The sequence below is a fragment of the Rahnella sp. JUb53 genome, from assembly GCF_004346065.1.
GTDB classification, from domain to species: domain Bacteria; phylum Pseudomonadota; class Gammaproteobacteria; order Enterobacterales; family Enterobacteriaceae; genus Rahnella; species Rahnella variigena.
In genome coordinates this window covers 218,002-242,060 of sequence record NZ_SLYT01000008.1, presented here as the reverse complement: position 1 = coordinate 242,060, position 24,059 = coordinate 218,002, and the positions used below count along the sequence as shown (strand labels likewise).

Sequence of the window (24,059 nt, the reverse complement as noted above, 5' to 3'; positions counted from 1 at the left end):
TTTGGTCTGCATTTTGTCGTCGAAATTCAGTCCAAAACATAATAATCCCCAACTCTCTACAAGGCTCGGGGAACCGCAAGTACACCGGAAAACGGGGCTTGTGGATAAATCAGGTCAGGCATCAAAAAGGTCCCGAAAGACCTTCTATAGGAATAAAACTGATGTGTGGAATTGTAGGCGCTGTGGCGCAACGCGATATTGCTGAAATTTTGTTGGAAGGTTTACGCCGTCTCGAATACCGCGGTTATGACTCAGCCGGTCTGGCTGTGATTGATGCCGACGGGAAAATGGGACGTCTGCGTCGTCTGGGCAAAGTCCAGATGCTGGCCGATGCGCTGGATGAACATCCGCTGCACGGCGGTACCGGTATTGCTCACACCCGCTGGGCAACACATGGCGAGCCTTCTGAAGCCAATGCCCACCCGCATGTGTCTGATTACATTGCGGTAGTGCATAACGGTATTATCGAAAACCACGAACCTCTTCGTGAATTACTGATTGAACGCGGTTACCGTTTTGATTCTGAAACGGATACCGAAGTGATCGCGCATCTGGTGCATTGGGAACAACTTCAGGGCGGCACGCTGCTTGAAGTCGTTCAGCGTGTTATCCCGCAACTGCGTGGTGCCTACGGTACGGTAGTGATGGACCGCCGTGACCCGTCTGTTCTGGTCGCTGCCCGTTCCGGTAGCCCGCTGGTGATTGGCCGTGGCGTGGGTGAAAACTTCATCGCTTCCGACCAGTTGGCGCTGTTACCTGTTACCCGCCGTTTCCTGTTCCTGGAAGAAGGTGATGTTGCTGAGGTTAAGCGCCGTTCTGTCAGCGTTTATGACAAAAATGGTCATGCCGTTGAGCGTGAAGAAATCGAATCCAAAGTACAGTACGACGCCGGTGACAAAGGCGTTTACCGTCACTACATGCAAAAAGAGATTTACGAACAGCCGCTGGCCATTAAAAACACCCTCGAAGGGCGTTTTAATCACGGCGAAGTCAATCTGAGCGAACTGGGCGAAAAAGCTGACGAAATTCTGTCCCGTGTTCAGCACGTGCAGATCATCGCCTGCGGGACGTCTTACAACTCCGGCATGGTGGCTCGTTACTGGTTCGAATCTCTGGCCGGTATGCCATGTGATGTCGAAATCGCGTCAGAATTCCGCTATCGCAAATCCGCTGTTCGTCCGGGCAGCCTTATCATCACGCTTTCTCAATCTGGTGAAACGGCTGATACGCTGGCAGCGCTGCGTCTGTCCAAAGAGCTGGGTTATCTCGGTTCTCTGGCGGTCTGTAACGTGGCCGGTTCTTCTCTGGTGCGTGAATCCGATCTGGCGCTGATGACCAAAGCCGGTACCGAAATTGGCGTGGCCTCTACTAAAGCGTTCACCACGCAGCTGACCGTTCTGCTGATGCTGGTGGCACGCATGGGCCGTCTGAAAGGGATGAGCCCGCAAGTTGAGCATGACATTGTTCACGCGCTTCAGGCGTTGCCTGCGCGTATCGAACAAATGCTGTCGCTGGATAAAACCATCGAATCTCTGGCTGAAGGTTTCTCTGACAAGCATCACGCCCTGTTCCTCGGTCGCGGCGATCAGTATCCGATCGCGATGGAAGGTGCGCTGAAGCTGAAAGAGATTTCGTATATTCACGCAGAAGCTTATGCGGCGGGCGAGCTGAAACATGGCCCGCTGGCGCTGATTGACGCGGATATGCCGGTGATCGTCGTTGCACCTAATAACGAATTGCTGGAAAAACTGAAATCGAATATCGAAGAAGTGCGCGCCCGTGGCGGGCTGCTGTATGTCTTCGCCGATCAGGACGCCGGTTTCACCGACAGCGAAGGGATGAAGATTATCCAGCTGCCACACGTTGAAGAAATCGTCGCACCGATTTTCTACACCGTGCCGTTACAGTTGCTGTCCTACTACGTTGCGCTGATTAAAGGCACCGACGTTGACCAGCCACGTAACCTGGCGAAGTCTGTGACCGTCGAATAAAACCGACCTATTCAGTCGCTGATTCTCTGAGCGCCTTTCGGGGCGCTTTTTTATTGTTTCCGGTTTTTCTCTTTCTCAGTAAACGGTCACGATTTTCTTCTCTCAGACTTCGTAACCCGCGCCGGATAAGGTATAGTTCGCGTTTTTCTGAAGGTGCTTTGCTCAATGCAGACCGACTCCATTCGTCTTAACAAATACATCAGCGAGAGCGGAATTTGCTCGCGCCGCGATGCCGATCGTTACATCGAACAGGGAAATGTTTTTATTAACGGCAGGCGTGCCGCGGTAGGGGCTCAGGTATTTGCCGGCGATGTGGTGAAAGTGAATGGTCAGGTTATCGAGCCGCGTGATGAAGAAGATCTGGTACTGATCGCGCTGAACAAACCTGTCGGCATCATCACCACGATGGAAGAAGGTGAGCGGGACAACATCCGCGATTTCGTTAACCACAGCAAACGCGTCTTCCCGATTGGCCGTCTGGATAAAGATTCGCAGGGCCTGATTCTGCTGACCAATCATGGCGATCTGGTCAACAAAATCCTGCGCGCCGGTAACGACCACGAAAAAGAATACATCGTCACCGTCAACAAGCCGATCACAGACGAGTTTATTGCCGGTATGGGCGCGGGCGTACCGATGCTCGGTACCGTGACCAAAAAGTGCAAAGTGAAGAAAGAAGCGCCGATGGTGTTTCGCATTACGCTGGTGCAGGGGCTTAACCGCCAGATCCGCCGTATGACTAAGCACTTTGGTTTTGAAGTCACTAAGCTCGAACGCGTGCGCATCATGAACATCAATCTGAAAGGATTGCCGCTGGGCGAATGGCGCGACCTGACCGATGATGAACTCATTGAGTTATTTAAACTGATTGAAAATTCGTCGTCTGAAGATAAACCGGCGAAAAAAGCGCAGGCAAAAACTGCTCAGGCTAAGAAACCCACTGCTGCAAAACCGGCTGTCACAAAACCGAAAAATACCGAAAAACCGGAGGGTAATTCAGGCTCCCGTAAGCGTTTTGCCCAGCCCGGGCGTAAGAAGAAAGGGCGATAATTTGCCCGCTTTTTGTCATCTGCCGGTGTCACAACCGGCATTTCCCGCTTAAAATCCCCGCATTTTGCCCGTATAGTTCGAATTGTGACCAGTGTCATAAAACTGTCACATAACGTACATTTTACTGTCACTAAACTGTCCTATTTTCCTCCTGTGCCAAACACTTTAATTAACGTCGACATCAGTCGGGAAGTTTAAAACCACCAGGAGTGGAACATGAAATTGATGCGTAACACCGTCGCCGGTCTTGTAGCAGCGACTTTCTCCCTCACAGCAATGTCTGCTTTCGCTGCCACTAACCTGACTGGCGCTGGCGGTACCTTCCCAGCTCCTGTTTACGCTAAGTGGGCTGACGCATATCAGAAAGAAACCGGTACTCAGGTTAACTATCAGGGCATCGGTTCTTCCGGCGGCGTGAAACAAATCATCGCCAAGACCGTAGACTTCGGCGCATCTGATGCCCCGATGAAAGACGAAGATCTGGCCAAAAACGGCCTGTTCCAGTTCCCTACCGTGATCGGTGGCGTGGTACTGGCTGTTAACATCCCGGGGATCAAATCCGGTCAGCTGACGCTGGACGGCGCAACGCTGGGTGATATCTACCTCGGCAAAATCAAAAAGTGGAACGACGCGGCGATCACCAAGCTGAACCCAGGCGTGAAACTGCCAGACACCAACATCGCGGTCGTTCGCCGTGCTGACGGTTCCGGTACCTCTTATGTCTTCACCAGTTACCTGGCGAAAGTAAACAGCGAGTGGAAAGACAAAATCGGTTCTGGTTCTACTGTGAACTGGCCTACGGGTCTCGGCGGTAAAGGTAACGACGGCGTTGCAGCCTTTGTTCAGCGTCTGCCTGGTTCAATCGGTTATGTAGAATATGCTTACGCCAAGCAAAACAACCTGGCTTACACCAAGCTGGTTGATGCTGACGGTAAAGCGATCAGCCCGACTGAAGAGTCCTTCAGCGCAGCGGCTAAAGGCGCTGACTGGAGCAAAACCTTCGCTCAGGACCTGACTAATCAGAAAGGTGACAATGCGTGGCCAATCAGCTCCACCACCTTCATTCTGATTTACAAAGATCAGCAAGACGCAGCGAAAGGCACTGAAGTGCTGAAGTTCTTCGACTGGGCTTACAAAAACGGCAACAAGCTGACGACCGATCTGGATTACGCAGCCCTGCCTGAATCAGTGGTTGAGCAGATCCGTGCAGCATGGAAAACCAACGTTAAAGACAGCAGCGGCAAAGCACTGTACTAGGAATACCTGTCATACCTGAAGCTGCACCGGCGTTAGCTGCGCTCGTTCACCCGAATCACTTACCTGAGTAAGCTCACCGGGATTCACTTGCAGCTGGCTTGGTGCAACTCCAATTATTTTGGGTATAGTAACTCTGCTTCATTCCCTCTCCGGCCGGGGAGGGAATTAAATTTGAATTAAAAGAGAGTGGTATGGCTGAATACAAGCCGGCTATCAAGGCACCCAGCAAAAACGGTGACATCATCTTCGGCGCTCTGGTCAAACTGGCTGCGCTGATTGTGCTATTCATGCTGGGCGGCATTATCGTCTCGCTGTTTATTGCTTCCCTGCCGAGCATCGAAAAGTTTGGTTTATCCTTCCTGTGGACGAAAACCTGGGATGCTCCGAACGAACAATTCGGCGCACTGGTGCCGATTTACGGCACGGTCGTGACCTCCATTATTGCCTTGCTGATTGCAGTTCCTGTCAGCTTTGGTATCGCATTATTCCTCACTGAGCTGGCGCCGAACTGGATGAAACGCCCGCTGGGTATTGCTATCGAACTGCTGGCGGCGATCCCCAGCATTGTTTATGGCATGTGGGGTTTGTTTGTCTTTGCACCGCTGTTTGCGCAGTACTTCCAGACGCCGGTGGGTGATGTACTTTCCGGTATCCCGATTGTTGGCGCACTGTTCGCCGGCCCGGGTTTTGGTATCGGTATTCTGGCGGCGGGCGTCATTCTCGCCATTATGATCATCCCGTACATTGCCTCCGTCATGCGTGACGTGTTCGAGCAAACGCCGGTGATGATGAAAGAATCTGCTTACGGCATTGGTTGCACCACGTGGGAAGTGATCTGGCGCATCGTGCTGCCGTTCACCAAAAATGGGGTAATCGGTGGCGTGATGTTAGGTCTGGGACGCGCGCTGGGCGAAACCATGGCAGTGACCTTTATTATCGGTAACACCTACCAGCTCGACAGCGCCTCACTTTATGCGCCGGGCAACAGTATAACCTCCGCACTGGCAAACGAATTTGCCGAAGCGGAAGCCGGTCTGCACACTGCCGCGCTGATGGAACTGGGGCTGATCTTGTTTGTTATCACCTTTATTGTCCTGGCGCTGTCGAAAGTGATGATCCTGCGTCTGGCTAAGAAAGAGGGCCGTTAAGATGACGACACTCGACATGCAAAGTAACGCAGCATTACTGGAATCACGCCGTAAACGTCAGGCATGGCGCCGTCAGAAAAACCGTATCGCGCTGATGGTCTCGATGATGACCATGGCGTTTGGTCTGTTCTGGCTGGTCTGGATCCTGTTTACCACCATCGTCAAAGGTGTCGACGGGATGTCGCTGGCGCTGTTCACGCAAAACACGCCGCCACCGAACACGGCGGGCGGCGGTCTGGCGAATGCCATTGCGGGCAGCGGATTACTGATTTTATGGGCGACGGTCATCGGTACGCCTCTGGGCGTGATGGCGGGGATTTATCTGGCCGAATATGGTCGCAAATCCTGGCTCGCTGAATTCATTCGCTTCATCAACGACATTTTGCTTTCTGCGCCATCCATCGTTGTCGGCCTGTTTGTGTACACCATTATGGTGGCAAAAATGGGTCACTTCTCTGGCTGGGCGGGCGTTCTGGCGCTGGCGTTGTTACAAATCCCGATTGTTATCCGTACCACGGAAAACATGCTGAAACTGGTGCCCGACAGCCTGCGTGAAGCGGCTTACGCGCTGGGTACGCCAAAATGGAAAATGATTTCGGCCATCACGCTGAAAGCGTCTGTTTCCGGCATTATCACCGGTATTTTGCTGGCGATTGCCCGTATTGCCGGTGAAACCGCGCCGCTGCTGTTCACGTCACTCTCCAACCAGTTCTGGAGCACTGACATGATGCAGCCGATTGCCAACCTGCCGGTGACTATCTTTAAGTTTGCGATGAGCCCGTTTGGCGAGTGGCAACAACTGGCCTGGGCGGGCGTGCTGCTGATTACGGTGTGCGTGCTGCTGCTGAACATTCTGGCGCGTGTGATTTTCGCGCCGAAAAAGCAATAAGTTCATTCATTATCGATGGCAGACGAATACGGCTGCCGTCACTGTTTACCCGGCGTCGCCACGCGGCGCGCGAATAAGAGAGATGTCTTAATGAGTCGAATGACTGACGCATCCAACAGCAAGATTCAGGTTCGCGATCTGAACTTTTATTACGGCAAATTCCACGCGCTGAAAAATATTTCCCTGGATATCGCTAAGAACGAAGTCACGGCATTCATCGGTCCGTCCGGCTGTGGTAAATCCACGCTGCTGCGTACGTTCAACAAAATGTACCAGCTGTATCCGGAACAGCATGCAGAAGGTGAAATCCTGCTCGATGGCGAAAACATTCTGGTGGATAAGCAGGACATCGCGTTGCTGCGCGCCAAAGTCGGCATGGTCTTCCAGAAACCGACGCCATTCCCGATGTCTATTTACGACAACATCGCGTTTGGTGTGCGTCTGTTTGAAAAGCTTTCCCGTACCGATATGGATGAGCGAGTGCAATGGGCACTGACCAAGGCCGCGCTGTGGAACGAATCCAAAGATAAGCTGCACCAGAGCGGTTACAGCCTGTCCGGTGGTCAGCAACAGCGTCTGTGTATCGCGCGCGGTATTGCGATCCGCCCAGACGTTCTGCTGCTCGACGAACCTTGTTCTGCGCTGGATCCGATTTCTACCGGTCGTATCGAAGAACTGATCACCGAGCTAAAATCTGATTACACCGTGGTGATCGTGACCCACAACATGCAGCAGGCTGCGCGTTGTTCAGATCGCACTGCGTTTATGTATCTGGGCGAACTGATCGAATACAGCGATACCGACTCGCTGTTCACGTCGCCAGCGCGCAAACAGACTGAAGATTACATTACTGGCCGCTACGGTTGAGGTAAGAACAATGGACAACCTGAACTTAAACAAACACATATCCGGCCAGTTCAACGCCGAGCTTGAACACATCCGCACGCAGGTTCTGGCAATGGGCGGGCTGGTCGAGCAACAACTGACTGATGCCATTACGGCGATGCATAATCAGGATGCCGAACTGGCGCAGCGCGTCATCAAAGGTGATGACAAAGTTAACCTGATGGAAGTGGCGATCGACGAAGCCTGTGTGCGCATTATTGCCAAGCGCCAGCCGACCGCCAGCGATTTGCGTCTGGTGATGGCGATCATCAAAACCATTTCTGAACTCGAACGTATCGGTGACGTGGCAGATAAAATCTGCCGCACGGCGCTGGAAAAATTCTCGCATCTGCATCAGCCGCTGCTGGTCAGCCTGGAATCTCTGGGTCGCCACACCGTAGAAATGCTACATGATGTGCTGGATGCGTTTGCGCGTATGGATCTTGACGAAGCGGTACGTATTTACCGTGAAGACAAGAAAGTGGATCAGGAATATGAAGGCATTGTGCGCCAGCTGATGACCTACATGATGGAAGATCCGCGCACTATCCCGAGCGTGCTGACTGCGCTGTTCTGCGCCCGTTCTATTGAGCGTATCGGCGACCGTTGCCAGAACATCTGCGAATTCATTTTCTACTTCGTGAAGGGGCAGGATTTCCGTCACGTGGGCGGCGATGCGCTGGACAAGCTGCTGACAGACGGCAAAGACGCGCCGAAAGAATAATCGCTGGCTGATATTGCCCGACAAAAAAGGCCTCTTACGAGGCCTTTTTGCTGTCCGCTCTGTAACAGCGTCCGATCAGCGCAATTACTTCATCACGTAGCGCAGGGCAACCATGACGGCCAGCTGACGGTAATGGGCGGTCTGTAAATCCACTTCATCCGGATTTTCAAACAATGCGCCGAACGTATATTGGTTGGCAACCTGGTGCACGCACAGGCTGCTGATCAGACGGTGAACGTCGCGTGCCTGCGCATCTTCTTTGAACAGATGGCTTTGCTTGCCACGCGCGAGAATATCTTCCAGCAGCGTTAATGCCGATTTGTTGATTTCACGGATGCTGGTGGACTGACGGATAAACCGGCCGCGCAGCATGTTTTCCGTTGAAACAATACGAATGAATTCCGGATGTGAGACGTGGAAATCAAAGCTGGCTTCGACCAGTTTGACGATAGCTTCAGCGGGCGGAAATGACGAGAGATCCAGATCCAGCTCGTGCTGACGGATACCGCGGTAAACGTGCTCCAGCACCAGCATGTACAACGCTTCTTTGGTCTTGTAGTGATAGACCACCATACGTTTCGTGGTGCTGGCGTTGGAAGCGATATTTTCCATGCGTGCGCCCATCAGACCGGATTCTGCGAATTCAGCCAAAGCGCTGTCAAAAATGCGCTGCTTCAGTCCTATCGGATCATTTTTACGTCCCGGCGCCGGGGAACTTTGGCTGCTCAGCGTCTTATCCTCATCATTAACCACATTCACGCCACAGAGATTAACCATTGCGTCGCTCAGTTACAATCCGTGCGTTCATACAACGCCTCTGCACTTGACGAACGTGGCATGAGGGTCCACTACTGTAAGTATCGAAGCCTGACTTAAAGGACGCTATTTTGCCTGCAACCACCCGTTTACGTTCAATTGCGACAGTTTCAGTACCAGGAACCTTGCCTGAAAAGCTCACGGCGATAGCTGCTGCGGGATTCGATGGCGTGGAAATATTCGAAGATGATTTGCTTAAAAGTCCGGTCAAGCCGGTGGCTATCCGTAATCTCGCCGATTCCCTCGGCTTGCGTATTTTCCTGCTGCAGCCTTTCCGCGATTTTGAAGGCGTTCCTGCGGAAAGACGTATCGAAAAACTCGCCAGCGCGCGCCGTCAGTTTGATCTGATGCGCGAGCTGGGCTGCGATCATTTACTGGTGTGCAGCAACACCGATCCAGAAAGCTCACCGGAGCGGGATGTACAGATTGCCGATCTCGCCGCGCTGGCTGAAATGGCGGAGCCTTATGATATCCGTATCGGCTTTGAAGCGCTGGCGTGGGGCAAACACATCAACCGCTACCGGCAGGCGTGGGATCGCGTACGTGAGGTGAACAATCCGGCGCTGGGCATTGTGCTCGACAGCTTCCATATTCTCGCCACGGGCGACAATCTTGACCGGCTGGACGAAGTGCCGCTGGATAAAATCAGCTTCCTGCAACTGGCTGATGCGCCCTACAAAGACATGAACGTGCAGCAATGGAGCCGCAGTTATCGCTGTTATCCGGGGCAGGGTGATTTACCGCTGGTGGATTTCGTCAGCACGCTGAACCGAAAAGGCTTCACCGGGCCGTGGTCGCTTGAAATCTTCAATGATAAAACCCTGCCGCTGGCAGATGGCCTGCGATCCTTAGCGGAGCTGGAAAAGCGGATGCAGGCTTACGATCAGGATCACAATTCAAATCCATTAATAGAGGAAATTTAGGTTAAGTTTTACATCGTGTGTAATTCGGCGTATTAACCATGAAAAAACAAGGGAATGTTATTCATGGATTTCAGAAGTCAGATGTTGAAGAACGCAGTTGCCAGTGAGCAGGCCACTTCTACACCTTCAGGCTGCAAAGCCTGCCAGCGGAAAGGATTACCAATCTACCCGCTGCGTGTCGCAGCGGTGCCTCATACTCTGGTGAATACAGGCTGGCGACCAGATGTTCCTCAGCAAGAAGTTGAACTGACCGGAAGCGAATTTAAATATGCGCTGCGTACTTTACGCATGGGCTATGTGTATGTCTTGCTGGATAAGCGGATCTGGCAGGGCTATCAGGTGACGGCCAAAGGCTATCTGCGACAATTCAATCCCTTCAATATGCCCAAAAGTGAAACCGTTGAACCGCTGAGTGAATCCTGTGCTCAGCACGGGCACGATGTTTCTGCCAGTTTCATCAATATCGATGACAAAAAATACAGTGAAGCCTGGCTGGCTTTCAGCCGCGATCCCTGGAGTAAAGAGGTGCTTGAGGAATATAAGTCCGAAAGGCGCCCGGTCAGTCGTTTCACCAAAATTTCTCTTCCGGAGTTGAAAAATAATCCGGCGAGTATACCCGCAGCGCTGGTTATGGATCCGCAACTCTCCTCAATGAAAGCTAATGTTGCCGAGTTTGCCACCGAGTATTTTTTCAATAATCCCAAAAGACTTACCGGTGAACCAGACGGTGGCGTTCACGGTTTTTTCACCCGTACGGACATTGTTAAACAGAGAATTCTGGAACTGAAAATCTCGCACTTTAATGTGGAGTACCAATGCCGGACCGTAGCGCTGGCGCTGAATGACAGCGTGGGCGTGATTCAGGAACTGAATAATAGCCGTATGCAGATTGCGGAAGCGAGGCAGGAATATCTTGAGCTTCCCGGCGTCTTCCACCGACATATGATTTCTGAGGCGATCTGCCAGTACCTCGACAATATAAAAACGGAGGTAGTGAATAATCCCCGCCAGGCGTCATCAGGTCCGGGTATCGGGGGCGGCTATCCACGACCCGTTCCCTGGGAGAAAACGTTCAGCCAACAAACGCATCGTTTGCTGGAAAACTATGACGAACCGGCGCGGGCGTCCTTTGCCGCTGAATTTGAAGAGCGATTTACCTCCCCTGAAAAGCAGCTTGCCGCCATTGATACAGATCTTGCCGCCTGGTATCAGGCACCCGGCTGGCAGACGATCATTACGCATGATTATTCTCCTGATAGCAGTGCGGGAAGCTGGGCTGCGCAGATGCTGACGCTTGCTGCCTGTGTGCAGGGCGGTGCAATGGGCAAAGATACCTTAAAGGTCTGGGCGTTGTGGCTCGAAAAGGCTGACTCACCGGCGTATCAGGGCTTTACGGGAATGGACACCTCATTGCTGAACACTGTTTTCAACTACGGTAATTATAAAGCGGCGGCAACTTCCGATGAGTTTGGTCAGTATCTGAAAGGTGCTGCCATCCAGCGGAGCTGGGCTATCCGTATGCTGGCAGTCACTGGCTCTGCCGCCCGGCTGGGTAAGTCGCTGGCCGAGGCTCCCCGCAAAGGGTTTATGTGGATGATGCAGGCGGCCATGCTGACTGCGGGCGAATCCGTCGTTGTACTGAGATACCAGACGACCTTCCGCGGGTTGCAGAAACATCTCAGACATTCCGCTTCCCTGCGTCAGGCCATGTCGCAAAACGGCCCCGTGCTCAGGCTAACCGGTGGCAGTATGTCGGTGGTGGATGAAATTCAGGGGATGCGGGGCAAAGGGCTGGATACGCCGCTCTGGGTGGAATTCAGTGCGCCGGGGACACTGGCGAAACTGCAAAGCGAGTTACCCGTCTTGACGGAGAAACCGTTCAATAACCCCGCGGTATTGGATGAATTGCACGATGTCTATCTTTCTGAGCTGTCGCTGGCAGAAAAAGGCGCAACCGGTCCGGTGCTTAAAGCAACTTATGCGCAGATCGCCAAATATGGCGAGTTAAGCCGCCGGCTGGTCAGCGGTGACGGTGCCGGCCTGATACTGGGGGCAGGATTGCTGGCGATGCAGTGGTTTAACTGGCGTGAACTGACGGAGCGGCTGAATAACTCCGTGGGCACTGATAAAGATCTCGTCGCGGATATGGCCATTAACACCCTGCTGATGATGGAAGGCTTCTCAGAATTGTCAGGTTTTGCCTACAAACTGGCGTTAAAGAAAAACTGGGTGGTGCTGAGCGCCGCAGAGCAGGTGCCCGCTATGGTCAGGTTTGGGGCTGTGTTAGGAGGGATTGCTGGTATTGCTGAGGGTATTCGGCAATGGGTAAACGCTTCAGAAGCCAAAAATGACGGTGATAGTGCAGCCGTTCGATTTTATTACGCATCATCCGCAACTTTTATTCTAGGTGGAGTCGTTGGTGGTATGTATGGTTTTAAGGGTTTTTTTGCCTTAACTAGCACGGCAGAAACAGGTTTTCTCGGACTCGGCCCCGCCGGCTGGGCGGCGATATTGTTAATTAGCGGGGCCATGCTGGCCTATGTTGGCAGTGAGTTGCGCACCACGGCGTTTGAAATCTGGTTGCGACGTACCTGCTTCGGCATTGAGCTGAAGCGGCATGGTAACGATATCGTCTGGCATGCCACCAGTCTGGAAGACCTGGCCGAAGCCCTGATCGATTACCGGGCGATTGTCAGCGGCATGGTGGCAGATGTGGCTTTTGCTTCTGCTGTTAGCCCGACCGGTCGCACCACCCTTGAGGGTGTGGTTTATGAACGCATCGATCTGCGGGTGAGTATGCCCGGATGGGCGGCAGGCAAAGGTGGCTGGTCCGTGCATCTGGCGCGTGCTGGCGACGATAAGGTATTGTTCTCGCAATCAGTGAGTGCGCCGGGGCAGGCTGACGGGTATCAGGCTGTGGAGCCTTCCGGTTATTATAAATACCGTCTGTCAGTGGATGAGGAGACGGTAACGGAAGGCGGTAAAGAGAGGAAGATAAACAGCCTGAATCTGATGGTCAGTGTCTGGGCAGAACAAAGCCGTACAGCGAAAGTGAAACTAATCGCGAATTACTGGCCGGATAATACTGATGCAGATTATCAGCTGGGCCTGACGGTCAGTAAACAGGGATGATGCGATGAAACGACAGTCCAGGCTTGATGCGCCAGTTCGATACTGGGATGAAGATTTACCTAAACAGGCAGACGATCAGAAAGCTCCGCCGCAGTTGATCCGGGTGAATGAAATCAATGATGTGTGGATGGAGATCCCGCGTTATGTGAATTACGGGTGGGGGGGATTATGGTTTATGGCCTTTATTTCGTTTTTTGCACTTTGTTTTCTTGTTTATGGCGCTATTTCGATAGGCATGTTTTCAGATATAGCATCGTTCATTTTCTATTTTCTACCTCTTCTTCCGGTTTTCTATTTTGTAGTTAGTGGTTTCCGCTCTGTTTTATTTGAACCCCGGGGCGCACCTGTTCGTTTTAACCGAAAGCGTCAGAAGGTTTATGTCTACGAGTACAAAAAAAGTATCTGGCCCTGGAAGCGCTGGCCGGTGGTGATCAAGGTATTTGACTGGGCCGATATTCAGGGAGAACGGGTGCAGCTGGCGGGGCATGCAGACTGGGGGCACCGGATATACTGCGCGGTTTGTAAACCGGGAACATATGAGGTCGTGGACCGGTTTGTGCTCGCCTGGACGGTGGGCAATCTGCGCGATGCTAACAGTTTATGGAGCCACTGCTGCCACTACATGGAAGCCAGACCGGTGCCTAAAAACCCGCTGCTGACCGATAAGCCAGCAGACTGGACGCCGTTCAGAACGGTACGCTGGCCGTCAGATGTTGAACGTGAATCAACCACCGCAACAGGGATGATGTGATGAAACGACAGTCCAGACTTGATGCGCCAGTTCGATACTGGGATGAAGATTTACCTAAACAGGCAGACGATCAGAAAGCTCCGCCGCAGTTGATCCGGGTGAATGAAATCAATGATGTGTGGATGGAGATCCCGCGTTATGTGAATTACGGGTGGGGGGGGTTATGGTTTATGGCTATTATTTCTTTATGTTGCTTAAGCTTTTTCCTTTTATCATCTCATTTCATTTCGGATATGTTTTATGATGTATCCTCCTTTATTTTCAATTTCTTACTACTCTCACCGTTATATATTGCTGTTATTTTTTGTTTTAGATCTGTTTTATTTGAACCCCGGGGCGCACCTGTTCGTTTTAACCGCAAGCGGCAGAAAGTCTATGTATATGAATATCAGCGCAGCGTCTGGCCCTGGAAGCGCTGGCCGGTGGTGATCAAGGTATTTGACTGGGCCGATATTCAGGGAGAACGGATGCAGCTGGCCGGGCATGCAGACTGGGGGCACCGGATATACTGCGCGGTTTGTAAACCGGGAACATATGAGGTCGTGGACCGGTTTGTGCTCGCCTGGACGGTGGGCAATCTGCGCGATGCTAACAGTTTATGGAGCCACTGCTGCCACTACATGGAAGCCAGACCGGTGCCTAAAAACCCGCTGCTGACCGATAAGCCAGCAGACTGGACGCCGTTCAGAACGGTACGCTGGCCGTCAGATGTTGAACGTGAATCAACCACCGCAACAGGGATGATGTGATGAAACGACAGTCCAGACTTGATGCGCCAGTTCGATACTGGGATGAAGATTTACCTAAACAGGCAGACGATCAGAAAGCTCCGCCGCAGTTGATCCGGGTGAATGAAATCAATGATGTGTGGATGGAGATCCCGCGTTATGTGAATTACGGGTGGGGGGGTATGTGGTTTAGCACATTAGTGATGTTTAGTGTTTTAATTATAAGTGCTCAATTTTTTCTTGCTCCGAGTTTTCCGTCGAATTCTTTATTCCTGTTTATGATAGGTCTCCATATTTTCGTACTTTCCTCATTTTTTATCTACTGCATCAGAAGGGTTTTATTTGAACCCCGGGGCGCACCTGTTCGTTTTAACCGCAAGCGGCAGAAAGTCTATGTGTATGAATATCAGCGCAGCGTCTGGCCCTGGAAGCGCTGGCCGGTGGTGATCAAGGTATTTGACTGGGCCGATATTCAGGGAGAACGGGTGCAGCTGGCGGGGCATGCAGACTGGGGGCACCGGATATACTGCGCGGTTTGTAAACCGGGAACACATGAGGTCGTGGACCGGTTTGTGCTCGCCTGGACGGTGGGCAATCTGCGCGATGCTTACGGTTTATGGAGCCACTGCTGCCACTACATGGAAGCCAGACCGGTGCCTAAAAACCCGCTGCTGACCGATAAGCCAGCAGACTGGACGCCGTTCAGAACGGTACGCTGGCCGCCTGATGTTGAGCGTGAATCAACAACGGATCGCCCTTAACCCGTGATCTGATACCCCATCTGACGCCAGATCCCCGGCAGTTCGCGCATGTCGTGGAAAGTCGTCACCAGCGGGTGATCCAGCGGCGGGTTATGCGGATCGGCGCAGTAGTAAAACACCGGGATGCCTGCGGTGATCCCGGCCTGTGCGCCTGCCACGGAATCTTCTACCAGAATGCAGTTTTCCACCGGCACATTCATGACCTCGGCGGCTTTGTACAATACCGCCGGATCGGGCTTCCAGCGTTGCAAATCGTAGCCGCTGAACAGCTTATCGCCCATGAAAGGCAGCAAACCGGTCAGGCCGAGCGAGTGCTGCATTTTGGTGACCGGGCCGTTGGAGACGACGCACATTGGCACGGTAATGTGTTCCAGCAGTTCACGCGCACCGTCAATCGGCTCAAGTTTAGTGTCGAAAAGCCGCGCGACGTGCTGGCGGAACACCACTTCCATTTCTTCTTTCGGCACATCGATACCGTGCTCTTTATTCACAATTGCGACGATTTCGTAAAGTTTGACGCCTTTGTATTTCTTATACATTTCGTCGAAAGAAACCGTCACACCAAAATGCGCGAACATTTCGACGTAGGCTTCGCAGCACAACAATTCACTGTCCACCAGCGTACCGTCGCAATCAAAAAAGACACATTCAACCTGTGACATACTTTCTCCCTGTGAGCGTTTCATCTATTGGCGTGCATTATGGCACTGTACCCGAACGATAGATTTAATCCCATACATCCAGTGCTGGCGCTTTCGGGCTAAAATCCTTAGGATACCCCCCGATTGTTTTTCCCCCATTTTGGAACTCACCAATGAGCACACCACAGAGCAATGCGACTGCGGGTAAAGGTCTGGCTGAACGTCTGTTTAAACTGACGCAGCACGGCACCACCGTACGCACCGAAACTATCGCCGGTTTAACTACCTTCCTGACCATGGTCTATATCGTTTTCGTGAACCCGCAGATCCTGGGTGTTGCGGGGATGGATAAACAGGCCGTGTTCGTGACCACCTGTCTGATTGCCGCGTTCGGCAGCATCCTGATGGGCGTGATCGCCAACCTTCCGGTCGCTCTGGCACCGGCGATGGGTCTGAATGCGTTCTTTGCTTTTGTGGTCGTGGGCGCGATGGGCGTTTCGTGGCAGATCGGGATGGGCGCGATTTTCTGGGGCGCGGTCGGTTTGCTGCTGCTGACCATTTTCCGCATCCGTTACTGGATGATTGCCAATATTCCGGTCAGCCTGCGCGTGGGCATTACCGCCGGTATCGGGCTGTTTATCGGCATGATGGGGCTGAAAAACGCCGGCATTATCGTTCCGAACCCTGACACCATCGTCACCATCGGTAATCTGACCTCGCACAACGTGCTGCTGGGCGTACTCGGGTTCTTCATTATTGCCGTGCTGGCGTCGCGTAATTTCCATGCCTCGGTGCTGGTGTCGATTATTGTCACCACCGTGATTGGCCTGATGATTGGCGACGTGCATTACACCGGTTTCTGGTCGATGCCGCCGAGCATTACCACGGTTGTCGGACAGGTGGATCTGAAAGGCGCGCTGAATATCGGTCTGGCGGGCGTCATCTTCTCCTTCATGCTGGTGAACCTGTTTGACTCCTCCGGCACGCTGATCGGCGTGACCGACAAGGCCGGTCTGGCGGACGAGAAAGGTAAATTCCCGCAGATGAAACAGGCGCTGTATGTAGACAGCGTATCTTCCGTTGCCGGCGCATTTATCGGCACATCTTCTGTGGGCGCTTACATTGAAAGCACCTCCGGCGTGTCCGTCGGTGGCCGTACCGGTCTGACTGCGGTTGTCACCGGTTTGTTGTTCCTGCTGGTGATCTTCATTTCCCCGCTGGCCGGCATGGTGCCGGAATACGCCGCAGCGGGTGCGCTGATTTATGTCGGCGTCCTGATGACTTCCAGCCTGGCGCGCGTGTCATGGGATGACCTGACCGAAGCCGTTCCGGCGTTCGTCACTGCGGTGATGATGCCGTTCAGCTTCTCGATCACTGAAGGTATTGCGCTGGGCTTCATCTCTTACGTGGTGATGAAACTGGGCACCGGCCGCTGGAAAGAAATCAGCCCGTGTGTGGTTGTGGTTGCGCTGCTGTTCGTGCTGAAAATCGCGTTCGTAGACGGGCATTAATCCGCTGACGTCTGCTTAACGCCGATAAAAAAACAGCCCGTATTTGCGGGCTGTTTGCATTTCTGATGACCGGAATTATTTGCTGACGCGGCGGGTATAGTCGGCAAATGCCGTCAGCTGGCCGCGCAGGAAATCCAGTGTCCCCTGATCAACCACTTCGCCTGTCTGCTCATCCACTTTGCTCTGAATGACGCCACCCATAAATTCAGGTTTGTTCATGACCATGGCATCAAGGAAAACCAGGATCTGGCGCAGGTGATACTGGCAGCGTGCGCCACCGACCGGCCCCATTGAGCTGGTTTGGATCAGCACGGGCTTTCCGGCCAGCGGCTGGTTTGGCAAACGTGAAATCCAGTCGATGGCATTTTTCAGGCCACCCGGTACGGAATAGTTATATTCCGGCGTGACGATAATGACGCCATCCGCCTGACGGATTTGTTCCGCAATCGCTTCAACATCCGCCGGAAAGCCTTCTTCCTGCTGAATATCTGCATCATAGAGTGGAATGGCACCGATCGAAGGTAATGCTTCAATCACGATGCCCTCAGGGGCGACATTCGGCAATGTACGCGCCACCATGCCGTTGTATGACGCTTTACGAAGACTACCTAACAGTGTGACAAACTTCAGTGGTGTAACTGACATGGCTAACTCCTGTTATGGATGATTTTACGAAAGGAACTGCCTGTAACCATAAACGAAAAACGGGTCGACGAGCGTAAACATAAGTGAAGTTTTATTTAGCAGGCGGCAGGCTGATGAATTTCATAAAGTGCGGTGATTCGGACTGCTGATCTGTGGAAAGTGTTTGTGTGCGGGTGAAACCGTTTTCGGGTTCATAGCGCCAGCACTGCAACCGGATTATCGAGGGAGATTGCGCGCATGACCAGGTTATCGACCCTTCAATATCACTCATTACCTGCGCCTCCGGTGTCACGGCAGACCGCAAACGGCCAGAAGCCGGATTCAGGCTGAGCGTCAGCGGACCCTGATCGTTGAGGCCGGACATCTTCAGCATGCTCTGGCGGATACACCACAGTTGCAGCGAGGATTCCACAGGATCGGATTGCATGGCAATCCAGGTTTTCTCCACCGCAGAAAGCTGTAACTGCTGTTGCGGATTCACCAGCGCACTGCGGGCATGAATGATTTCGAGATCCAGACCGACTTTCCCTTCACTGCTGATTAAGACACCGACAGTGCTACCGGCATACGCCAGGCTGAAATCAGGGAGATCAAGGGATTCGAAACTCGGACGACCGCTGGGTAAGGTGATCACGTTAGGAAGTTCAGCAATTCCGTACAGGTAGAAAATCATTTCTGCCAGAAGCACGCGGCCGTTTAAGAAACGCTTGCGCTGTTTTTCGGAAAGGTGTTTTGCGAATAATACGATCTCTTTGGGCAACCGGTGTGTATCCGGTTCTGCATCCGTCATTGCCCATCTTGCAAAATGGCACGCCATTGTTCACTCCATGATTAATGGTTCGACCGTATTTTCTCAATTGTTCTAAAGAATAACATTAAGAGAAATCATTAAAAACCGCTTAAAACTCGCAGTGGCGCACACTTCATTCACTTTTCAGACAGATTTTCATCACCATAAAGTGAAACAAATCACAGTTTTAATCGCCAGTTGAGAAGAAATCTCATCGGAATGATGTTCTGGATTTTCACTCATACGATCCGGGTGCCAGATATATCTACTATAGCAACATAAAGAAACGTCAGAAAATGCCGTTACTAGTTAAGCAGCGATCTCGCTGCTTCGCCTGTGAGTACCCTAAAATGTTAAAAACAACGCAATCCCGCTTTATCACATTGATCAGCTTGTTTTTTATTGTGCTGGTCATCGTTACGCTTATCGTGATCCAGGTCTTTATTGCTCCTCAGCTGAAACAAACCGAAAGTAATCTGGTGGCTAACCAGGTGGATGATGTGGCCGTCGCCATTAACGATCGCCTGAATAAAGTTGAGTCTCAGGTACGCACCATCACCCAGACCGTCGCACAAATGGACAGCGACAGTATCGACCGGCTGCTGCCTGCTCTGGTTGATCAGTACGGTGATGCTGCCGTGTTTGGTGGCGGTATCTGGCCGTTGCCGAACCAGCGCGATCCGGCAAAAATCAAATTCAGCACCTTCTTTGCCCGAAACAGTAATAATCAGCTGACGGTGAATACTTTCTGGAACAGCGCAGAATCGCCGAACTATTTCGATCAGTCCTGGTATCTCGCCGCCTCCAAAGGTGAAAAGGGGCAGTGCGTCTGGGCTCCGGCCTATTTCGATGACGCCAGCACCCAGCCACGCACCAACTGTGCGATGCCGATTTATAAAGGCGACAAACAGTGGGGCGTTGCCACTATCGACGTGACGCTGGGCTTCTTTAACCAGCTGGTGACGGAAATGGAGAAAAAGGTTCACGCGACAATTTATATTGTGGAGAAAGACGGCACCATCGTTGGTACCAGCCATTCCACGGATGAAAAGCTGCCGAAACTGGCGTCGCTGGGCGAAGCCTCTCCGCTGGCGATGCAGATCCGCAAAAGCCTCGACCAGATTAACGATCAATCCTCTCTGGTGGCGGATTACGACAACGATGGTACGTCGCATACGATGTTCATGAGTAACATTCAGGGCCCGTGGTATATCGCGACCGATATGCCGACCAGTCAGTTGCTGGCGCGCAGCCATAGCATTCTGACGAGTCTCGGGCTGGTACAAATCCCGATGGTCTTACTGCTGCTGATTGTGCTGATTGCGGCGATTAAAGTGTTTATGCGCCAGCTTGCCGCACTGAATAAAAATATCGCTCAGCTTTCAGCGGGCGGCGCGGATTTAACCCGACGCTTACCGGACAGCCGCAGCCCTGAGTTCAATCAGATCAACCAGAGCTTCAACAGCTTCCTGTCTTTCCTGCAATCCATTCTGCGTCAGGTTGGTGACAGCAGTCTGGCGATCACTTCAGCTTCGCGCCAGATTGCCAGCGGTAACCTGGACTTGTCTGCGCGAACTGAAGAACAGGCCAGTTCTATTGTCGAAACGGCAGCCTCAATGGAACAGCTGACCAGCACCGTTAAGCAAAACGCAGCCAATGCGGAGGGCGCTAACCAGCTGGCGCGTGACGCATCGGCAGTCGCGGAAAAAGGTTCGGAAGTGGTGAAGCAGGTGGTAGAAACGATGGGGTCGATCACCCGTTCCTCCCACAAAATTGTCGATATCATCAGTGTTATTGACGGCATCGCTTTCCAGACCAACATTCTGGCGCTGAATGCGGCGGTAGAAGCAGCACGTGCCGGTGAACAGGGGCGCGGTTTTGCCGTGGTGGCCTCCGAAGTGCGCAGTCTGGCGCAACGCTCGGCGACCTCTGCGCGTGAAATCAAAAAGCTGATTGAAGATTCTGTGGCGGATATTTCCACCGGCAGCAATCTGGTGGCAACGGCGGGGACGACAATGGATGAAGTCATGGGCGGCGTGAACAACGTGGCGACACTGATGAACGAAATTATGTCTTCCAGTCAGGAGCAAAGTCTGGGCATTGAGCAGGTTAACGTGGCTATTACGCAGCTGGATAACGCCACGCAGCAGAACGCCGCGCTGGTCGAACAGGTTTCTGCCGCTGCGCAGGCGATGCAGGATCAGACCGTTCAGCTGGAAACCGTGGTTGCGGGCTTTAAGCTTTAATTACGTCTGATGAAAAGTGTTTAGCGTTGAGCGGTAAGTGAGCGATCACTTACCGCTTTTTGTTTTACGCCATACTCAGTAAAAGTCGTTTTCCGTCATGAAGTTAATCAGGCTGGTCAGTTTGGCTCGTGGCCTGAAATCAGGCAGATAAACCAGATGCACCACCCGGGGCTTCGGGATAAAAGACTCCAGCACCGGGATCAGCTTGCCGCTGGCGATATCCTCCGCCAGCAGGACTTTGGGCTGCAACAGCAAACCGGCGCCCTCCAGTGCCGCAGCACGCAGCGCATGACCGTCGTTGGACACATAGCGGCTGTTAACCGGCCACGCTGACGTGGTGCGTTCTGTATTCGCCAGATGCCAGCCTTCGCTCTGATTCCAGACGGTATGCACCAGACATGGGTGCGTTTTCAGGTCTTCAGGCGTCGCGGGCGTGCCGAACTGCTGCAAATAGCCTGGAGACGCGCAGATCACCATTTCATAAGGCTTCAGAGGCTTCGCCACCAGACGGTCGTCGCCGATTTCGCCAATACGAATTGCTGCATCAAAACCTTCGCCGATCAAATCCACCCTCGCGTTACTCAGTATCAGCTCCACATTCACTTTCGGGTGTGTTTGCAGATAACGGGCCAGCATCGGCGCTATAACGCTCGAGCCAAGGGATACCGGCGCGCTGACCCGCAGCAATCCGGTCGGCACACTTTGCAGGCTTTCCATCGCGTTTTCCGTGAATTTCATCTGCTCCAGCACCCGTTTGCCGTTTTCATAAAACACTTCACCGGCATCGGTCAGGCTTTGCCTGCGCGTGGTGCGCTGCAACAGGCGGGCATTGAGATGTTTTTCCAGTTGCTGAATATGTTTACCGACCATCACCGCCGAAATCCCCAGTTTTTCCGCCGCAGTGCTGAAATTTCCGGATTCTACTACGCTGACAAAGACTTCAATATTCCGCAGCTTATCCACATTACAAACCCTGAGTTAGTACAGAACGAATAATACGAGTCTATATCTAACTCTAAGTTTGGTGAAAGATGATCCAACAAAACAACGTTGAGGAAGCTGTGATGAAAATTCTAGTGATTGGCGGGACGGGTACATTGGGTAAAGCGGTGATCCGGGAATTCGGCGCAGAACATGAAATTATCACTGCAGGCAAGACGCGCGGTGAATTTCAGGTCGATATCACCGATGAAAACAGCGTAAAAGCGCTTTTCAAAAGTACCGGGAAAGTCGATGCGATTATCGCCACTACCGGCAGCCTGCACTTTGGCCCGCTGACTGAAATGACCGCAGAACAATTCAATACTGGTTTACAGAACAAACTGCTCGGGCAGGTACGTATTGCGCTGATCGGTCAGTCATTCCTGAATGATGGCGGCTCCGTCACGCTGACAAGCGGGATTATTGCTGATGAACCTATCCGTCAGGGCGCAAACGCCACCACGGTTAATGCGGCCGTGGAAGGTTTTGTCCGTGGTGCGGCGATTGAACTGCCACGCGGCATCCGCATCAACGTGGTCAGCCCGACCGTAGTAGAAGAGTCGCTGAAAGCTTACGGCCCGTTCTTCCCGGGCTTTGAAGCCGCTCCGGCAGCACGGGTGGCGAAAGCGTATCGCCGCAGCGTGGAAGGCGCGCAGACCGGACGCGTTTATAAAGTCTGGTAAGCTGTAATACTTTGAATACAATAAAAAACCCACATTTTGCAATGTGGGTTTTGTTTGATGCGAATGTCGGATTACTTACCGATACAGAAGCTGGAGAAGATGCGCCCCAGCAAGTCATCCGACGTGAATTCGCCGGTAATTTCGCTCAGTGACTGCTGCGCCATGCGCAGTTCTTCTGCCAGTAATTCACCGGCCCGGGCGCCAAGCAGATGGTCTTTACCCTGAACCAGATGCTGTGCGGCGTCTTCCAGTGCGTGCAGATGACGGCGACGGGCGAGGAATCCACCTTCCATATTGTGATTAAAGCCCATGACCTGTTTCAGATGGTCACGCAGCAGATCAACGCCATCGCCGGTACGGGCGGAAAGGCGAATAAGTGAGTGACCATTCACTTCTGTTTGCCCCAGTGCTTCGCCGGTGATATCGGCTTTATTGCGCACAACGACAATCGGTAAAGACGCTGGCAGGCGGGCCATAAACTCTGGCCAGATTTCCGCTGGCTCGGTCGCAGCGGTTGTCGTGCCATCAACCATAAACAGCACTAAGTCAGCCTGTTCGATCTCATTCCATGCACGTTCGATACCAATGCGCTCAACTTCATCGCTGGCTTCTCGTAAACCTGCGGTGTCGATGATATGCAGCGGCATACCGTCGAGGTGGATGTGTTCGCGCAAAACGTCACGCGTAGTGCCCGCGATATCGGTAACGATCGCCGCTTCACGACCGGCCAGTGCGTTCAGCAGGCTGGATTTACCGGCGTTCGGACGCCCGGCAATCACCACTTTCATCCCTTCGCGCAGCAAGCTGCCCTGACGTGCTTCAGCACGTACCGCATCCAGATCGCCCATCACTGTATTGAGTTTGGCTTCGATTTTGCCGTCAGACAGGAAGTCGATCTCTTCATCCGGGAAGTCGATAGCGGCTTCAACAAAGATCCGCAGGTGAGTGAGTGCTTCCACCAGATGATGAATACGGTGAGAGAATGCGCCCTGTAAGGAGTTAACCGCAGAACGTGCGGCTTGCTCGGAACTGGCGTCGATAAGATCGGCAATCGCCTCTGCCTGTGCCAGATCGAGCTTATCGTTGAGGAAAGCACGCTCAGAGAATTCGCCCGGACGCGCAATGCGCACGTTTTCCAGCGCGATAATGCGTTTAAGCAGCAAATCCAGGATCACAGGGCCGCCGTGGCCTTGCAGCTCAAGCACGTCTTCACCGGTGAAAGAGTTCGGGCCCGGAAACCACAGCGCGATGCCCTGATCCAGCGTGCTGCCGTCTGCATCCTGAAACGGCAGATAATCGGCATAACGCGGCTTGGGCAGTTTACCTAAGACAGCCTGTGCCACATCACGCGCCGCACGGCCGGAAATGCGCAAAATGCCCACACCACCGCGGCCGGGTGGGGTTGCCTGGGCAATAATGGTATCTGAGGTGCTCATAGCAATGATCTCTGTTGGTCTTTTTACGGATATGCAAAAGGCGGTCAAATGACCGCCTTTGTCTTTTATCA

At 52.8% G+C, this 24,059-nt stretch carries 20 protein-coding genes and 1 pseudogene; 15 read left to right on the top strand and 6 right to left on the bottom strand.

Going from position 1 to position 24,059, the window contains the following annotated elements; genetic code table 11:
• Positions 1–161 precede the first annotated feature (161 nt).
• From glmS to phoU, 7 genes are all read left to right on the top strand, one after another.
• Positions 162–1,991, top strand: a complete 1,830-nt coding sequence (gene glmS / locus EC840_RS18910; protein ID WP_129637787.1) for a glutamine--fructose-6-phosphate transaminase (isomerizing) — start codon at positions 162–164, stop codon at positions 1,989–1,991.
• 165 nt (positions 1,992–2,156) lie between these two features.
• Positions 2,157–3,041 (top strand): 23S rRNA pseudouridine(2604) synthase RluF, encoded by an 885-nt coding sequence (gene rluF, locus EC840_RS18905; RefSeq protein WP_112290866.1) that lies wholly within the window; start codon positions 2,157–2,159, stop codon positions 3,039–3,041.
• Positions 3,042–3,257: 216 nt separating this feature from the next.
• Positions 3,258–4,298 carry a phosphate ABC transporter substrate-binding protein PstS gene (pstS, locus tag EC840_RS18900; protein WP_112290868.1) on the top strand — a complete coding sequence of 347 codons (1,041 nt, stop codon included), beginning with the start codon at positions 3,258–3,260 and terminating at the stop codon, positions 4,296–4,298.
• A 191-nt stretch (positions 4,299–4,489) separates the two neighbouring features.
• Positions 4,490–5,446 carry a phosphate ABC transporter permease PstC gene (pstC, locus tag EC840_RS18895; protein WP_112290870.1) on the top strand — a complete coding sequence of 319 codons (957 nt, stop codon included), beginning with the start codon at positions 4,490–4,492 and terminating at the stop codon, positions 5,444–5,446.
• Position 5,447: 1 nt separating this feature from the next.
• On the top strand, positions 5,448–6,335 hold the full coding sequence (pstA, locus tag EC840_RS18890) for a phosphate ABC transporter permease PstA (protein ID WP_112290871.1): 888 nt from the start codon (positions 5,448–5,450) through the stop codon (positions 6,333–6,335).
• 90 nt (positions 6,336–6,425) lie between these two features.
• On the top strand, positions 6,426–7,202 hold the full coding sequence (pstB, locus tag EC840_RS18885; RefSeq protein ID WP_015699287.1) for a phosphate ABC transporter ATP-binding protein PstB: 777 nt from the start codon (positions 6,426–6,428) through the stop codon (positions 7,200–7,202).
• Between the two features lie 10 nt (positions 7,203–7,212).
• Complete coding sequence (gene phoU, locus EC840_RS18880) at positions 7,213–7,944, top strand: phosphate signaling complex protein PhoU (RefSeq protein ID WP_112290873.1); 732 nt, start codon at positions 7,213–7,215, stop codon at positions 7,942–7,944.
• An 84-nt stretch (positions 7,945–8,028) separates the two neighbouring features.
• On the opposite strand, the gene EC840_RS18875 is transcribed toward phoU, so the two are convergent.
• Positions 8,029–8,721, bottom strand: a complete 693-nt coding sequence (locus tag EC840_RS18875; RefSeq protein ID WP_113876811.1) for a TetR family transcriptional regulator — start codon at positions 8,719–8,721, stop codon at positions 8,029–8,031.
• 110 nt (positions 8,722–8,831) lie between these two features.
• Here EC840_RS18875 and EC840_RS18870 point away from each other — a divergent pair.
• The 5 genes and pseudogenes from EC840_RS18870 to EC840_RS25725 all read left to right on the top strand — a co-directional run.
• A pseudogene (locus EC840_RS18870) lies at positions 8,832–9,638 on the top strand (sugar phosphate isomerase/epimerase); the annotation flags it as partial.
• Between the two features lie 126 nt (positions 9,639–9,764).
• Positions 9,765–12,815: a T6SS effector BTH_I2691 family protein gene (locus EC840_RS18865; protein WP_132966604.1), complete on the top strand. Its 3,051-nt coding sequence runs from the start codon at positions 9,765–9,767 to the stop codon at positions 12,813–12,815.
• Between the two features lie 4 nt (positions 12,816–12,819).
• Entirely contained in the window at positions 12,820–13,566 is a 747-nt protein-coding gene (locus EC840_RS18860; protein WP_132966602.1) for a DUF6708 domain-containing protein, read from the top strand.
• Positions 13,566–14,315 carry a DUF6708 domain-containing protein gene (locus EC840_RS18855; protein WP_132966600.1) on the top strand — a complete coding sequence of 250 codons (750 nt, stop codon included), beginning with the start codon at positions 13,566–13,568 and terminating at the stop codon, positions 14,313–14,315. Before EC840_RS18860 ends, EC840_RS18855 begins: the two co-directional genes overlap by 1 nt.
• A complete protein-coding gene (locus EC840_RS25725) occupies positions 14,315–15,055 on the top strand; it encodes a DUF6708 domain-containing protein (protein WP_132966598.1) in 741 nt (246 codons plus the stop codon). The genes EC840_RS18855 and EC840_RS25725 overlap by 1 nt, the downstream gene beginning before the upstream one ends.
• On the opposite strand, the gene yieH is transcribed toward EC840_RS25725, so the two are convergent.
• Positions 15,052–15,717, bottom strand: coding sequence for a 6-phosphogluconate phosphatase (yieH, locus tag EC840_RS18845; RefSeq protein ID WP_132966596.1), 666 nt, complete (start codon positions 15,715–15,717; stop codon positions 15,052–15,054). The genes EC840_RS25725 and yieH overlap by 4 nt on opposite strands.
• Before the next feature lie 152 nt (positions 15,718–15,869).
• Between yieH and EC840_RS18840 the strand changes: the two genes are divergently transcribed.
• Entirely contained in the window at positions 15,870–17,207 is a 1,338-nt protein-coding gene (locus EC840_RS18840) for an NCS2 family permease (RefSeq protein WP_112292033.1), read from the top strand.
• 75 nt (positions 17,208–17,282) lie between these two features.
• Here EC840_RS18840 and EC840_RS18835 read toward each other — a convergent pair whose 3' ends face one another.
• Together EC840_RS18835 and EC840_RS18830 are read right to left on the bottom strand one after the other, a co-directional pair.
• Positions 17,283–17,852 carry an NADPH-dependent FMN reductase gene (locus tag EC840_RS18835; RefSeq protein WP_113876814.1) on the bottom strand — a complete coding sequence of 190 codons (570 nt, stop codon included), beginning with the start codon at positions 17,850–17,852 and terminating at the stop codon, positions 17,283–17,285.
• A 91-nt stretch (positions 17,853–17,943) separates the two neighbouring features.
• Positions 17,944–18,669 (bottom strand): hypothetical protein, encoded by a 726-nt coding sequence (locus tag EC840_RS18830; RefSeq protein ID WP_112287214.1) that lies wholly within the window; start codon positions 18,667–18,669, stop codon positions 17,944–17,946.
• 323 nt (positions 18,670–18,992) lie between these two features.
• On the opposite strand from EC840_RS18830, the gene EC840_RS18825 reads away from it, so the two are divergent.
• On the top strand, positions 18,993–20,888 hold the full coding sequence (locus EC840_RS18825) for a methyl-accepting chemotaxis protein (protein ID WP_132966594.1): 1,896 nt from the start codon (positions 18,993–18,995) through the stop codon (positions 20,886–20,888).
• A 75-nt stretch (positions 20,889–20,963) separates the two neighbouring features.
• Here the strand turns inward: EC840_RS18825 and EC840_RS18820 are convergent, their stop codons facing one another.
• Positions 20,964–21,851, bottom strand: a complete 888-nt coding sequence (locus EC840_RS18820; protein ID WP_132966592.1) for a LysR family transcriptional regulator — start codon at positions 21,849–21,851, stop codon at positions 20,964–20,966.
• A gap of 101 nt (positions 21,852–21,952) precedes the next feature.
• On the opposite strand from EC840_RS18820, the gene EC840_RS18815 reads away from it, so the two are divergent.
• Positions 21,953–22,552, top strand: a complete 600-nt coding sequence (locus EC840_RS18815) for a short chain dehydrogenase (RefSeq protein WP_132966590.1) — start codon at positions 21,953–21,955, stop codon at positions 22,550–22,552.
• A gap of 71 nt (positions 22,553–22,623) precedes the next feature.
• Here the strand turns inward: EC840_RS18815 and mnmE are convergent, their stop codons facing one another.
• Positions 22,624–23,988, bottom strand: a complete 1,365-nt coding sequence (gene mnmE / locus EC840_RS18810; RefSeq protein WP_132966588.1) for a tRNA uridine-5-carboxymethylaminomethyl(34) synthesis GTPase MnmE — start codon at positions 23,986–23,988, stop codon at positions 22,624–22,626.
• Positions 23,989–24,059 lie beyond the last annotated feature (71 nt).

Excerpts from the sequence above, each read along its gene's own strand:
- glmS (WP_129637787.1), top strand. The coding sequence starts at position 162 with ATGTGTGGAATTGTAGGCGCTGTGGCGCAACGCGATATTGCTGAAATT.
- rluF (WP_112290866.1), top strand. The coding sequence starts at position 2,157 with ATGCAGACCGACTCCATTCGTCTTAACAAATACATCAGCGAGAGCGGA.
- pstS (WP_112290868.1), top strand. The coding sequence starts at position 3,258 with ATGAAATTGATGCGTAACACCGTCGCCGGTCTTGTAGCAGCGACTTTC.
- pstC (WP_112290870.1), top strand. The coding sequence starts at position 4,490 with ATGGCTGAATACAAGCCGGCTATCAAGGCACCCAGCAAAAACGGTGAC.
- pstA (WP_112290871.1), top strand. The coding sequence starts at position 5,448 with ATGACGACACTCGACATGCAAAGTAACGCAGCATTACTGGAATCACGC.
- pstB (WP_015699287.1), top strand. The coding sequence starts at position 6,426 with ATGAGTCGAATGACTGACGCATCCAACAGCAAGATTCAGGTTCGCGAT.
- phoU (WP_112290873.1), top strand. The coding sequence starts at position 7,213 with ATGGACAACCTGAACTTAAACAAACACATATCCGGCCAGTTCAACGCC.
- EC840_RS18875 (WP_113876811.1), bottom strand. The coding sequence starts at position 8,721 with ATGGTTAATCTCTGTGGCGTGAATGTGGTTAATGATGAGGATAAGACG.
- EC840_RS18865 (WP_132966604.1), top strand. The coding sequence starts at position 9,765 with ATGTTGAAGAACGCAGTTGCCAGTGAGCAGGCCACTTCTACACCTTCA.
- EC840_RS18860 (WP_132966602.1), top strand. The coding sequence starts at position 12,820 with ATGAAACGACAGTCCAGGCTTGATGCGCCAGTTCGATACTGGGATGAA.
- EC840_RS18855 (WP_132966600.1), top strand. The coding sequence starts at position 13,566 with ATGAAACGACAGTCCAGACTTGATGCGCCAGTTCGATACTGGGATGAA.
- EC840_RS25725 (WP_132966598.1), top strand. The coding sequence starts at position 14,315 with ATGAAACGACAGTCCAGACTTGATGCGCCAGTTCGATACTGGGATGAA.
- yieH (WP_132966596.1), bottom strand. The coding sequence starts at position 15,717 with ATGTCACAGGTTGAATGTGTCTTTTTTGATTGCGACGGTACGCTGGTG.
- EC840_RS18840 (WP_112292033.1), top strand. The coding sequence starts at position 15,870 with ATGAGCACACCACAGAGCAATGCGACTGCGGGTAAAGGTCTGGCTGAA.
- EC840_RS18835 (WP_113876814.1), bottom strand. The coding sequence starts at position 17,852 with ATGTCAGTTACACCACTGAAGTTTGTCACACTGTTAGGTAGTCTTCGT.
- EC840_RS18830 (WP_112287214.1), bottom strand. The coding sequence starts at position 18,669 with ATGGCGTGCCATTTTGCAAGATGGGCAATGACGGATGCAGAACCGGAT.
- EC840_RS18825 (WP_132966594.1), top strand. The coding sequence starts at position 18,993 with ATGTTAAAAACAACGCAATCCCGCTTTATCACATTGATCAGCTTGTTT.
- EC840_RS18815 (WP_132966590.1), top strand. The coding sequence starts at position 21,953 with ATGAAAATTCTAGTGATTGGCGGGACGGGTACATTGGGTAAAGCGGTG.
- mnmE (WP_132966588.1), bottom strand. The coding sequence starts at position 23,988 with ATGAGCACCTCAGATACCATTATTGCCCAGGCAACCCCACCCGGCCGC.